The organism is Streptomyces sp. NBRC 109706 (assembly GCF_000974485.1).
Taxonomy (GTDB): domain Bacteria; phylum Actinomycetota; class Actinomycetes; order Streptomycetales; family Streptomycetaceae; genus Streptomyces.
In genome coordinates this window covers 386,282-402,011 of sequence record NZ_BBOM01000004.1, presented here as the reverse complement: position 1 = coordinate 402,011, position 15,730 = coordinate 386,282, and the positions used below count along the sequence as shown (strand labels likewise).

Annotated in this window: 12 protein-coding genes, 1 pseudogene and 1 CRISPR repeat array; of the genes and pseudogenes, 3 read left to right on the top strand and 10 right to left on the bottom strand. The window is 67.9% G+C overall.

Going from position 1 to position 15,730, the window contains the following annotated elements:
* Window positions 1–11: 11 nt before the first annotated feature.
* Complete coding sequence (locus AOM46_RS01480) at window positions 12–488, top strand: hypothetical protein (protein WP_062204384.1); 477 nt, start codon at window positions 12–14, stop codon at window positions 486–488.
* Here AOM46_RS01480 and AOM46_RS01475 read toward each other — a convergent pair.
* The 10 genes and pseudogenes from AOM46_RS01475 to AOM46_RS35045 form a co-directional block, all read right to left on the bottom strand.
* Window positions 474–1,106 carry an HAD-IA family hydrolase gene (locus AOM46_RS01475; protein ID WP_158920176.1) on the bottom strand — a complete coding sequence of 211 codons (633 nt, stop codon included), beginning with the start codon at window positions 1,104–1,106 and terminating at the stop codon, window positions 474–476. The two genes, AOM46_RS01480 and AOM46_RS01475, sit on opposite strands and share 15 nt — an antisense overlap.
* A 633-nt stretch (window positions 1,107–1,739) precedes the next feature.
* Window positions 1,740–2,757: direct repeats of the CRISPR family, unit length 29 nt; unit sequence GTCCTCATCAACCCCGGAGGGTTCGCAAC.
* Between the two features lie 65 nt (window positions 2,758–2,822).
* Window positions 2,823–3,086, bottom strand: coding sequence for a CRISPR-associated endonuclease Cas2 (gene cas2 / locus AOM46_RS01470; RefSeq protein WP_062204378.1), 264 nt, complete (start codon window positions 3,084–3,086; stop codon window positions 2,823–2,825).
* Window positions 3,087–3,096: 10 nt separating this feature from the next.
* Window positions 3,097–4,077: a type I-B CRISPR-associated endonuclease Cas1b gene (gene cas1b / locus AOM46_RS01465; protein ID WP_062204375.1), complete on the bottom strand. Its 981-nt coding sequence runs from the start codon at window positions 4,075–4,077 to the stop codon at window positions 3,097–3,099.
* Window positions 4,077–4,607: a CRISPR-associated protein Cas4 gene (locus AOM46_RS01460; RefSeq protein WP_062204372.1), complete on the bottom strand. Its 531-nt coding sequence runs from the start codon at window positions 4,605–4,607 to the stop codon at window positions 4,077–4,079. The genes cas1b and AOM46_RS01460 overlap by 1 nt, the downstream gene beginning before the upstream one ends.
* Window positions 4,604–6,982, bottom strand: a complete 2,379-nt coding sequence (gene cas3 / locus AOM46_RS01455) for a CRISPR-associated helicase Cas3' (RefSeq protein WP_234313580.1) — start codon at window positions 6,980–6,982, stop codon at window positions 4,604–4,606. Before cas3 ends, AOM46_RS01460 begins: the two co-directional genes overlap by 4 nt.
* An 8-nt stretch (window positions 6,983–6,990) precedes the next feature.
* A complete protein-coding gene (gene cas5, locus AOM46_RS01450) occupies window positions 6,991–7,686 on the bottom strand; it encodes a CRISPR-associated protein Cas5 (RefSeq protein ID WP_078856373.1) in 696 nt (231 codons plus the stop codon).
* Entirely contained in the window at window positions 7,683–8,741 is a 1,059-nt protein-coding gene (gene cas7i / locus AOM46_RS01445; RefSeq protein ID WP_062204366.1) for a type I-B CRISPR-associated protein Cas7/Cst2/DevR, read from the bottom strand. The genes cas5 and cas7i overlap by 4 nt, the downstream gene beginning before the upstream one ends.
* The gene (locus tag AOM46_RS01440; protein WP_234313579.1) at window positions 8,741–10,102 is read right to left on the bottom strand and encodes a hypothetical protein; all 1,362 of its coding nucleotides are present in this window, start codon (window positions 10,100–10,102) and stop codon (window positions 8,741–8,743) included. Before AOM46_RS01440 ends, cas7i begins: the two co-directional genes overlap by 1 nt.
* Before the next feature lie 77 nt (window positions 10,103–10,179).
* Window positions 10,180–10,881, bottom strand: a complete 702-nt coding sequence (gene cas6 / locus AOM46_RS01435) for a CRISPR-associated endoribonuclease Cas6 (protein WP_062206243.1) — start codon at window positions 10,879–10,881, stop codon at window positions 10,180–10,182.
* A 1,409-nt stretch (window positions 10,882–12,290) separates the two neighbouring features.
* A pseudogene (locus tag AOM46_RS35045) lies at window positions 12,291–13,024 on the bottom strand (transposase); the annotation flags it as partial.
* A gap of 165 nt (window positions 13,025–13,189) precedes the next feature.
* Between AOM46_RS35045 and AOM46_RS01425 the strand changes: the two are divergent.
* Both AOM46_RS01425 and AOM46_RS01420 read left to right on the top strand, forming a co-directional pair.
* On the top strand, window positions 13,190–14,866 hold the full coding sequence (locus AOM46_RS01425) for an Eco57I restriction-modification methylase domain-containing protein (RefSeq protein WP_078856372.1): 1,677 nt from the start codon (window positions 13,190–13,192) through the stop codon (window positions 14,864–14,866).
* Window positions 14,867–14,878: 12 nt separating this feature from the next.
* Window positions 14,879–15,604 carry a PaeR7I family type II restriction endonuclease gene (locus AOM46_RS01420; RefSeq protein WP_062204361.1) on the top strand — a complete coding sequence of 242 codons (726 nt, stop codon included), beginning with the start codon at window positions 14,879–14,881 and terminating at the stop codon, window positions 15,602–15,604.
* Window positions 15,605–15,730 lie beyond the last annotated feature (126 nt).

Here is a 15,730-nt window from a genome sequence, read left to right as displayed (position 1 = left end):
CGACTCCGCGCATGCACGCGATGCTGGCCGCCCGCACCGCCCGCGCGCTGTCGAAGACCGGCGCCAAGAAGGAGTGCGCCCACCACCTCCACATCGCCCGCGCGGCACTGGACAAGGGACCACACGACGACGATCCCAAGTCCCTGTACTGGGTGGACTACGGCGAGGTCGAAATGATCGCCGGCTCGTCCGCCTTGCAACTCGGGGACCCGGCCGAGGCGTTACGCCGCTTCGAGGCCGGCGTGAAGGCGTCGTACCCGGGCGAGGAGGAGTATCCGCGAAGCCACGCGATCTATCTTGCCCGCGCCGCCGAGGCACATCTGGCCATGCACGATCTGGACGCTGCGGTCGCCACGACACACCGTGCGGCCCGGTGCCTCGGGTCGGTGGAGTCCGCGCGCTCAACCTCCGAGCTGAACGGCCTCCGCGAGAAACTGGTACCCCACACCGCGCACCCGGCGGTCCGCGAGTTCCTACAGGTCGAATAGACCCAACATCTCGCGAAGACGCCTGGCCGCCACCATCTCATCCAGTGCCAGCAGCGGCGTCAATCCCAGGCCATGGGCGGCGGCCAGGTTCTGCTCGCTGTCATCGAGGAACAGGCACCGCTCAGCCGACACCCCAAGCTTGTCGAGCACCAGTCGGAAAATGTCAGGATCGGGCTTGCGTACCCCATGCTCCGCGGAGAGCACGACCGCGTCGAAGGTGCCGTACAAGTCGAACCCAGCGTAGGGATCGTAGGGCTCTCGACCGAGGCTGTTGGACAACACGGCGGTCTTGATCCCAGCCGCGCGCGCCTGTCGCGCCGCGCTGAGTACCTGATGCGCCGGGAACGCGTCGTGCAGATACCGGGCCATCAGGTTGTCCGGTTCCACGCCGATCAGGGCAGCGAACCCGCTGTTCCACTCCGTCTGACTGATCTTGCCGAGTTCGAGCTGGCGAAAGAGCTCCTGCCCCCGTGGGTCGGCCCACGCCCGGAGGAACGTTCCCCGAGCAAGTCGCTCCCGGTCCTCGAAATACGAGATCACCTCGACCATGTTGAAGGTCAGGACCCCGAAGAAGTCGAAGATCACACCGTCGAACCTGGGCTCTGCGGTCATCGCCATCCCCAAAGCCTAAGGTCCGGAGAGACGGAGCAGCAGCCCCTCGTCCGCGGCCTGGGCGAAGTGCCCACTCGCACCACGACCGGCACACCGTTGCTGTCACGCACGCCTGACAGTCGACGGCCTGCCGTCGGGCGGGGCCACCTCCATCACCACCTACGCGGCGGGCCGGGTCCTGGGCACACGGATGGACGCGGCGCCGGCGCCGGACGAGGTGGCCCTCGTGCCCTGCGGGCCAGGATCCACCGCGCCACAGGTTTTCGTCCTCGGCTCGCCGACCTCACAGTCTCCAGCGCGCCGCAGCGGGCGGGAGAGGACAGGGATGGCCGATACCGGAAAGGCCGTCGGGAGCACCACCGAGGGGCGTCGGCGCGACGAAGCAGAGGTTCCGTGCAGTACGTGGGCCCAAGACCGACCAACTCCCCCTACACTCCGGCCATGACACCAGCCAACAACTCCTGTGCTGAAGCTAGGCTGGCCCCATCAGCCCAAGACTCCACGGGCCGATCCCGGACCTTCTGAGCGACGCCCCACTCATCCCTCTGACCTGCGATGTTGCACTACCGCCAGACTGCTGCACTTTCACCCACCCCACGGCACCCAGATCTGCCCTTCAACCAGCGGCTTTACACTCGGGTCCTCATCAACCCCGGAGGGTTCGCAACACCTGACCCTGACGCCGCTCGCCGCCACCCGCGTCCCGGGTCCTCATCAACCCCGGAGGGTTCGCAACGCGACGATGCCGGCCGGCGTGATTGCCGGCGGCGTGGTCGTCCTCATCAACCCCGGAGGGTTCGCAACACCAGCCGTGAAATCGCGGGCTGCCATTCCTGCGCGGGTCCTCATCAACCCCGGAGGGTTCGCAACAGGCAGCCGCCGGGGAGGTCGACGACCCCGTCGAGGTGTCCTCATCGACCCCGGAGGGTTCGCAACCGGGCGCTGGTGCCGATGCCGGGTGACCGGCGGGCGTGGGTCCTCATCAACCCCGGAGGGTTCGCAACGCGACCTGATGGGCGGAGTCCCCGAGGACGAGGCGGGTCCTCATCAACCCCGGAGGGTTCGCAACGCGCGGAGGCGGTCGCGGGCGGCGGGGTCCTCGGCGAGTCCTCATCAACCCCGGAGGGTTCGCAACCAGGAACGGGGGCCGGTGATGCATGTTCCGATCCGGCGTCCTCATCAACCCCGGAGGGTTCGCAACGCCACCCCCGGCGGGCGGCATTCACGGAGGACCGTGTCCTCATCAACCCCGGAGGGTTCGCAACCTGACCTGCGGGCCTGGTGCCCCAGTTGCTACCGGGTCCTCATCAACCCCGGAGGGTTCGCAACCCCCCGGTGACCCGCACCTCCATGTCCATGTGACCCTGGGGTCCTCATCAACCCCGGAGGGTTCGCAACGTGTCGATCACGGCGACGCGATCGCCCATACCGCTGGTCCTCATCAACCCCGGAGGGTTCGCAACGCCAGGAGCGCGGCCGCCTCACGGCGGTACTCACTCGTCCTCATCAACCCCGGAGGGTTCGCAACGGTGGTCTCCCGGGGGACACCCGCCTCCTCGGCCAGTCCTCATCAACCCTGGAGGGTTCGCAACGCAATGCAGCCGACGCCCGAGATGCTCGACGCCCTGGTCCTCATCAGCCCCCGGAGGTTGACACACCTCCCCCGGCCCGTCCCGCAGTTGATGCTGCTCCTTGTCACCGTCGGCTAGAGAACGTGTGGAGCTACAGGATGTCGCCTGGGCCGCCGAGGTTTTGGCCGAGGGTGGTGGATTGGACGAATTCTGGGGAGCGGGTGGTGTAGGCGACGATGCTGTCGTGTTCGGGGTCGATGGTGGCGTTGAGGGTGGCCATCAGGGCGCGGTATTGGGCGGTGGATAGTTCGCCTTGGAAGTGGCTGCGTTGGGTCCAGTGGAGGTATTTGCGGCAGGCTTTGAGGACTTTGGGGTTGCGTTCGACGGCGGTGTCGTAGACGAGGATGACGTACATGGCGGCACTCTCACCACCAGGGCCGGAACGGCTTGTAGGGCTTGTCTTCGAGGCATAGGCGGACGATTTTGAGGGCTTCGAGGTGGATGATTTCCTCGTAGCTGACTTTTCGTTTCAGCGTGCGGTGGTAGACGGTGGTGTCGAGCTCTTCCCGCATCAGGACAGCGACCTTCTTGCGGCCGCTCTTGCTCAGAGATGCCCTGCCGACCTCGGTTTCGAAGTCGGATGGTTTGAGGTGTTTCTGGCTGGCGGCGCGTTTGAGGAGGCGTTCGGCGAAGAGGGGTTTGAATGGTTCGGCGAGGTCGAGGGCGAGGGTGTTGCGGCGGCGGTCGGTGTCGGCGTGGAGGAAGCCGATGGCGGGGTGGAGCGGCGTGCTGCGGATGGCGGTGAGGACGCGGGCGTAGACGAGGGTGTTGAGGTAGCTGATGAAGGCGTTGCCGGCGTTGGTGGGTGGGCGGCGGGTGCGGCCGTTGAGGCGGAGCCAGGGCGGGAGTTGGGTGTCGAGGACGGCCCAGCCGGTGCGGCGGTAGTTGCCTTCCTGGGCCATGATCGCGTCCCGTTCATCGCAGGATGGGAGCTTGGCGCGGAGGGTGGCGAGGGCGGGGGCGAGGTGGTCGGTGTCCAGAGACCAGCGGAGGTTCTCGCCTGCGGCGAGGATCAGGGCGCGGCCGATGGTGGCACGTAGGTCGGGGTCGGCGGTGAGTTCGACCTGGCGGCGGAGGACGGGGCCCGAGGACATCGCGTCGGTAGGGGCGAAGTGGCCCGCGTGGTTGCCGTAGTGGTCCAGGACATGGAGGCTGACGCCGTTGCGGCTGAGGATGGACAGCGCGGAGGTGTTGATGTCCACGTGGTCGAAGGCGATGAGGTCGCGGACGTCGGTGATGGGGATGCGCACAGGCGTGTTGTCGGGGCGTTCGATGCGCAGGCTGTTGTCCTCGCGGCGGATGCGACAAGGCTCGGTCAGCCAGTAGGTGCGGCCAACGGCGGGCATCAGTCTCCCCAGCAGTAGTCGAGGTAGGAGCAGCCCCGGCACTCGCGGCGGGGCAGGCGGGGTGGAGTGGCGGGGGCGGCGATGACGGAACGGGCGAGGGCCTCGTCGTCCCGGGCCTGGGCTCGGGCCACGTCGTTCCAGGGGACGTCGACGGTGCGCCGGATGAGCGGATAGTGGACGACCCCGCCGCGCACCGCGACACCCCGGCGTTCCAGGAGGAGGCAGTAGTGGCGGACCTGAGCGGCGTGGGCGGGGGCCGGCACGCGGGAGGATTTGGTCTCGTGGATGACGGCGCCGGCGGTGACCCAGTCGATCTTCGCTTCGCCGAGGTCGATATCGCGGCGCCGGGTGAAGGTGGTCTCGTCGATGACCTCGCCGAACGCCACCAGATCACTGCGCTGCTCGGGGCGGTAGCCGTGGGTGTAGAGCCAGAGTTGGCGGGGGCAGTGGTGGAGGTACTTGAGGTGGACGCCGCCGAGCGGGGCGTCGTTGGAGCCCGGGTCCTCCTCCGGTAAGGGGGGTTGGTTCACAGGACGGTCTCCGGTTCCTCGGGTGGTCTGAGGCCGAGGGTTTCGTTGTATCGGCCCTCGATGACGTGGACGTGGAGGGTTCGGTCGTATCGGGCGCGGTAGGCGGGCAATTGGGTGTAGCGCAGGGGGATCAGCAGGCCGGAGGCGAGGAGCGGGTCGCCGTCGGGGCCCTTGACGAGGGTGTGGAATTCGGGCGCGTCGTCCTCGTGCACGGCTTCGACGCTGTCGAACTGTTCGCTGAGCCGGTGGGCGAACTCGCCCCGGTCGTGGAAGGGGTCGGTGAAGGTGAGGAAGGTTTCGGTGAACTCGTCGCGGGCCCTTCGGGCTTCCTCGGCCCAGGCGCGGCCCCAGGGGGTGTCGTAGGCGTCGGCGAGGAGGGTGTCGATGGTCTCTTCGCTGAGGGCCGCCGAGCCGGTCTCGACGTGTCGGGTCAAGGCGCGCCAGGAGGCGTCCATGGCGCCCTTGGCGTAGGGGCGTTCGGTCTCGGCGCGGTGGACGCGGAACTCGACCGCGCCGTCGGGGTGTCGGCCACGGCGATTGACGCGGCCGGCGCGTTGTGCGACGGCTTCGATGGGGGCGCATTCGACGGCGCCTCGGTCGAAGTCGAGTTGGAGGCTGACCTCGACGGCCTGGGTGGCGACGACGAGCCCGCCGCGCGCCGCCCGCTCGCCGACTGCGCGTTCGGGGTGACGCTTGAGCAGACGGGTCTCGATGGCGGCGCGGTCGCGGTTTCTGAAGCGGGAGTGGAGGAGCAGGGCCGCGTCGGGGTCGTCGGGGAGGGCCTTGCGGGCGTCGTCCGCCAGGAGCGCGTAGAGGTGCTGGGCGGTGGCGACCCGGTTGACGATGACCAGCACGCTGTGCCCCTCGGTCAGCCAGCCGCGCAGCCTGGCGATGCCGGCAGGCTCGGTGATGGGCTCGTCGTCCAGGGCGAGTTGGTGCCGGACGGGGCTGGTGCCGGGTGGTGCGCGGTGGAGGGTGACGGGTTGGGTGAGGGACTCGCGGATGATGTCGATCATCGGTGGGGCGAGGGTGGCGGAGAGCACGGCGGTGCGGCTGCCTAGGTGTTCCCACAGGCGCATGGCGGCGCAGATCCGGCCGAAGGTCTGCGGTTCGTAGGCGTGGAGTTCGTCGAGGACGAAGAGGGAGTTGGCCTGTTCCAGCAGGACGGAGGAGTAGGCCGGCCCGGCGATGGCGCCGTTGAGGAGTTGGTGGGGGGTGGCGACGCGAAGGCGTTGGGCGAACAGGCGCATGGCGCCGGCCTGTTGGCGTGCCTTGGTTGCGTGGGCCTGGGTGGGGGCGCAGTCGTCCTGGGTGGCTTCGGTGAGGAGGGTGTGGGCGACGGTGCCGTGCAACAGGCCGATATCGGGCTGTTGCTGTCCCGGGGCCGGGGTCAACGTGGCGCGGAGGCGTTGCCGGGCGGCGTTGAGGGAGGCGCGGTAGGGCAGCGTCCACACCACGCGGGGCAGTCCTGGCAGGTGGGCGAGTTGGCTGGCGGCCCAGGCCAGGCCGGCCTCGGTTTTACCGCTGCCGGTGGGGGCGACGAGCAGCAGATGACCGTCGGTGGCGGCGGCTTGCCGTTGGTGGGGGTAGGGGGTGTGGGACAGCCGGGCCAGGTAGTCGGCGGTCAGCGGCAGATGGGTCTGGAGTGCGACATGGGCCGAGCCGGCGCGGTCGGCGAGGGTCACCGCGCCCTGGGCGAGGACGGCGAGCAGGCCACGTTCGGGGGCGACCGGCCGTTCCCAGGCGACGAAGAGCCGGGCCAGGGAGAGGCGAGCACGTTGGGCAAGCGTCGGGTCGTCGCGAGCCGGAACGGGCGGGTCGAGGCGGAGCATCCCGGCGAACCAGGCCAGCAACTCCCGGTGGGTGCCGCGCTGGACCTGAACGGTGGATCCGCCATTGGGGTCCGGGGTGCGGGTGAACGCCTCGTCCCAGCGGGTGGCCGAGGTGTACAGCGCGTCGAGGCTGGGCTTGCCGCGCGGAGCGGCGCCGGAGAACAGCGGGCGGTGGTGGGTGGCCACCAGGGTGGCGATCATCAGATGGTCGTGATGCGGCCAGCGCCCGGCCGTGGCCAACAGATCGACATAGGCCAGTGACAGCACCTCGTGCCGCTCGCCCCAGACCGCCCCACCGGGCCGCACCTGCCGCTGGAAGCCTTCCGCGATCTTGCCGGTGTCGTGAAGCAGCGCGGCGCGCCGCACCCGTGACCAGAAGTCCGGCTCCGCGGCCAGCAGCCCGGTCCGGCCGATCCGGGCCTCCACCTGGGAGACGGTCTCGTAGACGGTGAGGGAGTGGGAGGTCAGCCGCTCGGGGTCTTTGACAGGCTTGGACTTGGCCAGGACCTGGGTCAGCGGACGTGCCCCGGGTGTGCCGGTCACGGTGCGATTCACGGTTCGAGCAGCCAGACGGCCTGGCCCTCGTGGGAACCTGTCTCGCGGTAGGCGCCGCGCACCGGGCCGACCGGGCCGGGCGCGTCACACCACAGGTACTCGGCCCAACGGGTGGCCAGCCGATCCGGCGAGACGCTGGCGGCCATCCGCACCGGCCGGGCCGAGCCGTCGTCGTGGCCGCCGAGCGGGGCAACGGCATAGCCAACGGCGGCTTCCCCCGCCGGTTCCAGCAGCACGCGATCACGGGCCTTCGGGTGGACGAGGTCCTGGGAACGTCCCAGCCGCAGGGCCCAACGGGGGCGCCGCAGCGCGCGGGCGATTCGTTCGCCCTCCTCACCCGGCAGCCACAGGGTGAGGTGAACGCCCGCCAGGAACGCACGGTCGCGCAGCGTCATCCCGCCCTTGGCGGCCGGGGCTCGACCGCCGACCGTGGGGCTGGTGGCGTTGGACAGCACCGGATGGTAGGTCTCGGCATCGATGCCTCTCCCCTCCACCCGGACGGCCATCCCGAAGGGCAGCGTCTCCGCCAACTCCCCCGTAGCCGCCGCCAACAGGCCACGAACCGTCGAGGGCGGAGGCACCGGGAGACCACGGCTCAGCCCGGGGAAGAGCGGGTCGCGGAACGAGGCGACGGGCGCGAAGAACGCCAACCGCCACGCCGGCAACAGCTCCTGCCGCGCCGTCACGGTCACCGTTCGGGATCCTCGAACCACATGTCCAGCTCACCCGCGCGCAACTCGGCCGCCAGGTCGCGCAACACCGTCCGGGGATGACCGATCACGATCTCGCCCGCCTCGATCTTCTCCTTGCAGACGCGCTCGAACGTGTCCCGTTGGTCGTCGGCGAAGCCCGGCCGCCAGCCGACCCGCACCGGGGAGAGCCACTCCCCCTCCCACGCCTCCAACTCCCCCAGCAGCACGTCACCGCGCACCCGCAGGCCACGGCCGGGCTCGCCGTCCACCACATGGGCCAGCGGGTTGACCCCGCCCTTGAACGGCACCAGAACCAGCAGATCCGGAACCCGGTCCCCATAGTGCAGCGCCTGCTTCGCCCCGCCGCTCAGCTGCGCCATGGCCTCCAGCAACAGCGCGGCGCGCTCCCGCCGTTCAGCGAGCGGCAGCCGAACCGCCGGCTGGTCGCGAAACGTCACGCTGGATGCCCCGGCCGAGGCCGCCTCCGCGACCTGGAGCGCGGCCTCCTGCGTCAGGTAGTTGGGCCGCCCCACGCCGGCCTTGGTGGGCAGGGTGAACGTGCCGATGCGCGGCAGATCCAGCAGGAAGGGGGCAGCCAGGTCGGCGGTGAAGAACTCGTGCTCGTGCAGCACCGGCTCGCTCACCCCTCGCGCCATCACCCCGAAGTCGTCCGTGACCCGGGTCGGCGCCACCGACAGCAGGGTGCCCAGCATGAAGGGGCTGTCCCGCAGCGTCGTCGCCTCCGAGTCCCCCTTGGGGCCGGCCTTCATATAGCCGAACAGATCGTCGTCGGCGTAACGGGCGGGATTGGCCTCGGTGTTGGCTTTCTGTGCCTTGTTCTGCGCCTTGCCGACCCGGGTCACGGGGGAGGGCACCGAGCCCAACTCCACCATGCTCTCCCGCAGCCACCGCCGCACGGCCTGCGCCGACACATAGGGAAAGGTGCCCTCATGGGTGCGCACCGTCTTCACCTTGGCCTTGGTCGGCTCACCCCGACCGTTGTTCGGGGCGGCGGCCCGCACCGACAACACCATCTTCCCGGCCAGATACGCCATTACATCGCCCCCAGGGAGTCGTCGGCCAGGATGGCCGCCTCGTCGATCTGCTTCTCGATCGCCGCCACCTGCTCTGCTTCCTCGGCGTCGGCCGGCTTGTCGTTCACCCGCACGTTCCGTTCCTGGAGCGCCTGCACCACGGCGACGCTCAGCAGCAGCCGCTGCTCCCAGGCGCGGGGATGCCGTTGGATCAGCGGCTTCCAGTGCTCCCCGTTCGCGGTGATCTCGCGGCCGTCCAGGAAGAGCCGGCTCTGCGCTCTGTGCAACACCCTGCCCAGCTCATAGGGGTTGAGGGCGACGCGCTGATACTCCGCCCAGCGCCCCCTCGGCCCGCCACTCCCCCCGTGCTCGATCCAGTCCACGAGCAGTTGCGTCACCGGTTTCAGATCCGGGTCCATCCCGAGCACCTCCTTGGCATAGGTCATGGCGAGTCGCGCGAGACACGTCGCGTGTTGTGGGGTCCAGCGGTGCTCCGAGCCGGTCAACAGGCGGTGCAGCTCCCAGAGGAAGGAACGACCGCGACCGTCCTCGACCTCGAAGACCAGCCGCGCCGCCTCGGCCGCACCGCCGCTGACCACGGCGCCCTTCTTGTCGCGCCGGGTCAGCGCGATCTCCAACAGCCGCCAGCCGCGCCGCAGCGGCGTGTTCCCCTCCACCAGCGCCAGAAAGCGCGGCGCAGCCCTGCGGGTATAGGTCACCCGCAGCCACGGCTCCTGGTTGTCGTTCTTGAAGCTCCACAACGTGGACGCCGACAGCTCGACCCGTGCGTGCCGCAGGGCCCGCAGCGCCACCAACTCCGGCCGCCCGTCCACCCCAAGCCGTTCGAACCCCAACTGCATCACCCGCCGGGCCCGCAACACGTTCCGCTCCGCGAACCGCCGCTCGGCCACCTCGCTCTCGCAGGAGAACACCGTCGCCGAACCAGCCGTCACCCACGCCCCATACGGCAACGCCCAGGCCGCCACGCGACACCCACGACACACCGGCCAGCCGGGTACTCCGGGCGGCAGCGTGTTCAGCATCTTGTTCGTATCGAACAACGGAAGGTTCGACTTCGACCAAACAGCCCTTGTCTGTGCACCGCAGAAGGTGCACGGCAACTGCTTGGCCGTGTCCGTTCCTTCCGGAGCCAACAGTTCGACGATCGCGTCGCGGAGCGCCGTCCGATCCTTGGGCCGTTTGCTGTGCGTGGCCTTGGAATTGGGATAGAGCGCGAACAGGACCTTCCACCAGTCGTAGGCTGCCGTGCCCTTGTCGGCCACTGCGGCGCGGGACGCGTCCTCGGCAATCCGCACAGCGACGGCTGCCAGATCGGTATCCGTCGCCTCCACCGGGCTCGCCCGCTCCGCCAGCACTGCCACTGCCCAGGCACCTGCCCGCTGCAACGGGTGACCGGACATCACCAACGCCCCCTGATCCACTGGGAGTTGGGCGACGCTCACCGCACCCACCCGAAGCCCTGCACCGTGTCCAACCCCAGCCCCCAGCACCGCACCGCCGCCACAAACCGCCGGTCCGCCTCCAACGCCACCCGCACGCGGGCCCCGATCCTGGGCGCCCCCCGCACGGTGAACCGCCGCCTCGGCCCCGCGTCCACCACCCACACCCCACGCGGCGCCGGCAGACCCAACACATCCGCCTTGTGCGCCAGGTTGTGCCGCAACCGCTCGACGTAGTGCTCGTCGCCCGGCAACAGATACCGCCCCTCCCGCTTCACCACCACCGGGGTCACGGAACTCAACTCAACCAGCCCGTCTTCCCTCTCCTCCCCCACCTGATCCGCCTGCTCCAGCTCCACCCCACGGATCGACAACCGCGCCGAGCCCCAACGAATCTCCGACCGCGCCGCCAGCCCGCGCACCAACGCGGAAGCGATCTCCGGCACCGGCGACCCGAACCACAACGAGCCGTCCTGCGATGTCGTGAAGACCCCCGCCCGCACGGGCGCTCCCCTGAACAACGGACTGGTCATTCCCACCGGCCGCAACGGATGCCCACCCCACCCACCGTCGTGCAACGACCGCGCCAACTCCGGCTCCACCTCGGACAACAGCCCATACAACGTCCCCCGCGCCGGCCCATGCACCTCCTCCCACGGCACCACCGGCACGTCGGCCGCGACGTCCACACGAACTCTCACCACACCCCCACGGCAGGATCGATAGACTCATCCGCACATCACTGCGAGCAGCGATGTGATGACACGCAGTGCAAGATAGTCGCATGCGACGATCCGGCGGACGAAAACGCCTAAATCCAGATGAAACTCGCCTAGTTGTGATAGTGAGCTTCCAGTCACAGCGAGTTCACCAAGACAGGCCCGCGCCTCGGGCTCCCGAACGAGGCTGGCACCGCAAGCCAACACTCGGCCACCTCGACGCCCCCCTTGACCAGCACCGATGTACTACCGCCGACCTGCTGCACCTCACCCCGAAGAGCAGCCCCGTCTGCCCACTCTGACCAGCGCCTTTACTCTCGGGCCCTCATCAACCCCGGGGGGTTCGCAACCCGATGATCCGGATGCGGGCGATGCCGGGCAGGGTGGCCGCCCTCATCAACCCCGGGGGAGGTTCGCAACACCCACTGAGCGCTGGTACCCGCGTACCGTGCGGGCATGGGCCCTCATCAACCCCGGGGGGTTCGCAACGTGAGCCGGGCCTCGTAGCCGGGGGTGGTGGTCGGCAGGCCCTCATCAACCACGGGGGGCTCGCAACCGGTTGGGCAGCAGCAGCTGCCCGTCGCCCAACACGCGCCCTCATCAACCCCGGGGGGTTCGGAACATGTCCCGCCGGGTGCGCTTCGCCTCGTAGACGCGCTGCGTCCTCATCAACCACGGGGGGGTTCGCAACTGGTTGACGGCCGTGACCATGTCACCGGGCCGCAGGTCCTCATCAACCACGGGGGGCTCGCAACCTGACTGGCCGGGTGCGGCGGTGCGGCGGGACGACGAACGTCCTCATCAACCCCGGAGGGTTCGCAACGCGCGCGCTGCTGAGAGGGATGAACGCCATGCAACTGGGTTCGTCATAGCACTTGGAGGGGCGCGCAGCGCTGGTTGCGCCGCGCGGCCCGTGGGGCTCCCCGGGTCCCGTCACCCCCCGGGGGGCGCGCCCGGGGGTTCGTCGGGCGCCGCAGTCTTTTTGGGTACCGGCCCTCACCTCCCGAGGGGCGCAACACAGGGGAGCGAGGTATAACGGGGTTGCTGTGCACTCATTTACCCCCGGAGGGTTCGCAACGCCAGACTGCACGGGGCGCCAGCCAAGGGGCCACGATCCTTATCAGCCCTAGAGGGCTAACGAACCGAGAGTCGCTGCGGCACCAATCTTCCGTCAGCTGCTACACGACCCGGAAATATCTGAACGCGGTAGGCCCTTCGGTCCTGGCAGGTCAGAGTGCCTACCGCGCGGCCTAGTTGAATTCGAGGGAAATGCGAACGCGGACAAATGACCAGCCGTAGATAATCACACACACGACCGGGATTGCCCCGACAAGGGGAGATTCATACAAAACGACTCCAACCATTGAGCCTATCCGACCTGCCCCACGGTATTACATCGCCCAGACTGCAAGGTGATGGGATCTGAGAAGAAACGTCCCTTCAAACACAGATACTCTTTCGGCGCTCAGACGAGGGACCTGGGCAGGAGACGGTGTGGCCCTCGGCCTCGGCGGTAGGGGGTTGGCCGGGGTGAACTGCTGCAGTGGGCCGAAGTGGGCCTCGATCGGGTTGGCCCAGAGGCGTAGGTCGGGGTGGAGCGCAGCTTGACCTTGTTCTTCTTCGCCCAGTGGCGGATGTCCGTGCCGGTGTGGGCGGAGAGGTTGTTCAGGGTGATGTAGATCGGGGCTCCGTCGGGCCGGGCAGCGCGGATCGACTTCCGTGTGGCCAGGGCGTTGGCGGTGTCCCTGCGGTGGCCGTTGACGTTCCACAGCCGGTCGTCATCCACGGAGTAGCAGCCGTGGAAGTAGGTGACGCCGTGGGTGCGGCGGTGGGCCGCGCGTAGTCTGTTGGGCTTGCCCTGCTTCGCCCAACAGGAGCCTGCGGTCGGCCGGATCCCCAGCGGCCCGAACGCGTCGAAGGCGAAGAACCGGTCCGGGAAGCGGTCCAGCACGTGCTCGATCCGGTCGAGCTTGGCGTCGCGTCCGGGGTCGCGAGACTCCTTCCAGGTCTTGGTGCGTTGGAAGGTGAACCCGCAGCGCTGGAGCAGGCAGCGTAAGTCTTCGCGGCCGATACGGATGGCGCGTCCTGGCGCCCGGCACAGGTAGGCGGCGAGCTTGCGGATCGACCGGGCTCTCATCTCCAACACCAGGTGATTGGTGTGTTCCTGGACGCGTCGGGACGGTCGGGAGCAGGCCGACCCCTGACACCTCACCTTCGATTGAGTTATTGAATGACTACCATCTGTGGATAGAAGTCAAGCTGCGGGAGAGCTGGGCGGTACTGTCCTTGCGTGGCAACTATCGAGCTGTTCGGCACCGACGACCTCTCCTTCCCTGAGTCTCTGGAAGAGCCCGTGGAGTACGGTGAGGTGTCCACGCGTGCCTGGGTTGTCGAGCTCATTCTGAACCTTCTCGGCTACACGACGGAGAAGGATCTCTGCGAGCTGAGGCTCGTGGAGCCGGCCTGCGGCGGCGGCGCGTTCTTGACCGTCGTCGCGTCCCGGATCAGCGCCTCATGCCATGTGCACCAGCGCCCCATCACGGATGCGATCGGTGCCGTCCGCGCCTTCGACCTGCTGGGCCGCAACGTAGAACAGAGCCGGGCGCTGATCGCAGAGACATTGCAGAGAGAGGGCTGGGAGCCGAAGGACGCGAGGAGGGTCGCCACAGCGTGGGTGAAGCAGGCCGACTACCTCCTGCAATCAGACTCTGAGCATCGCGCGGACTACGTCGTCGGCAACCCTCCATACATCCGGCTCGAAGACGTTCCAGACGACCGGATGGCCGCTTACCGCCGCGCCTGCCCCACTATGGGTGGCCGGGCCGATATCTACATCGGGTTCTACGAGGTGGCCCTTCGCAGTCTCAATCGAGGCGGCCAGCTGGGGTTCATCTGCGCGGATCGCTGGATGCGGAACCAATACGGCCGACGGCTGAGGCAGCTGGTGACCAGGCACTTCAGCATGGACCTCGCCCTCATGATGCACGACGTCGACGCCTTCGACGAGCAGGTTTCGGCGTACCCCGCGATCACCCTCATCTCAAACAAGCGCCAAGGCGCGGCAGTCGCCGCGGACACGAACCGGTCCTTCGGAGTGGAACAGGCGGGAGACTTCGCCGGCTGGTACCTGAAGGGCAAGCCGCCGACGATTGCCACCGTTTCCTACCAGGCTGCTCGCATGCCTCACTGGTTTCCGGAAGAGGACTCATGGCCATCTGCTTCGCCGGCCAGGCTCGCGATCCTTGAGGACCTCACCGAGCGCTTCCGCCCCCTTGAAGACACCAAGACGGGGACGAGGGTCGGCATTGGCATCGCCACCGGTGCGGACAAGGTATTCCTCACCAAGGACAAGGACTTGGTCGAAGAAGGCCGGCTGCTTCCCATGGCGATGGTCCGCGACACCACCAGCGGCAGGATCAACTGGGACGGCACATACCTGGTCAACCCCTGGACGGCCAGCGGGGCTCTGGTCGACCTCGAAGCGTTTCCACGTCTCGCCTCCTACTTCGAGAAGCACGGTGAGGCCCTACGCAAGCGCTACATCGCGGTCAAGCAGCCGCAGCGCTGGTACAAGACCATCGACAAGGTCGACCACCACCTCACCGGCCGTCCAAAGCTGCTGTTTCCAGACATGAAGCTGAGGATCCATCCGGTCCTCGATGAAGGTGACCTGTACCCTCACCACAACCTGTACTTCATCGTCTCGGACGTCTGGGATATGCGCGTACTCGGTGGTCTGTTGCTGTCCAGGGTCGCGGAGGCATTCGTGGGGGCGTACGCGGTCAAGATGCGCGGGGGAACCCTTCGCTTCCAAGCCCAGTACCTTCGGAAGATCCGCGTCCCGGATCCCGCGACGATCAGCGCAAGCGACCAGGACGCTCTCGCGGAGGCTTTCGATAAGCGCGACGTGGAGGCCGCCACTGAGGCCGCTTTGCGTGTCTACAGGCTCACCGAACTGCCTGACTAGGAGGAACGGATCTTGACGGTCACCCGCCAAGACTTCGAAGACGCCATCGCGGCGTACTGGGGCGCCAAGGAGCTGCAGAGGGATCAGTCGACCATCAAGGCCGCCGTGGGAGCGGGCACGGCAGGCTCCGTGCGTGGCGGCAAGCACTTCGACGTCATCGCCGTTCTGCTGTCAAAGTTCTTCCTTGATGCTGGGTACCCGCCAGAAAGTATCCGGGTCAGCAAGTCACAGGGGCTTGAACTACCTGGCTACTACCGGCCTCAGAAGCAGTGGGACCTCGTGGTCGTCCACGAGAAAGTCCTCGTGGCGGCGTTCGAGCTGAAAGCACTGGGTGGACCGTCGTACGGCAACAATTACAACAACAGGGTCGAGGAGGCGCTGGGAAGCGCCATAGACCTGCGCCGAGCGGCCCTCGCCGAGCTGTACCCGAAGGAGAAGCCCTGGCTGGGTTACTTCTTCATCATGCAGGACGATGAAGGATCCAGGAGGCCGGTCAAGACAGCCAAGGGCGCCCTTCCTGCGGATAGCATCTGGCAAGGAACCTCGTACCAGAACCGGTTCGGGATTTTCTGCGAAAGGCTCATGGCCGAGCAGTTGTATGACGCCGCGTGCTACGTCACATCCTCGGCCGAAAACCCGAAGCCGATCGAACTTGTCGAAAGCCTAGACTGGCGCCACTTCTCTGCGGCGATAAACGCCCGCCTCACCTATCTGAAGGACCTCGGCATCCCCGGATAGGTGCGTGGCTTGCGTTCACCCCCGTGACCGGGAACTACCCTCGACGCCCGCATGACAGAAGCCCTCAGAGTGGGACTTCGCCTCTATCCACGGCGGAGGTGAGGGCCCTCCTATGAGCATCGGCGA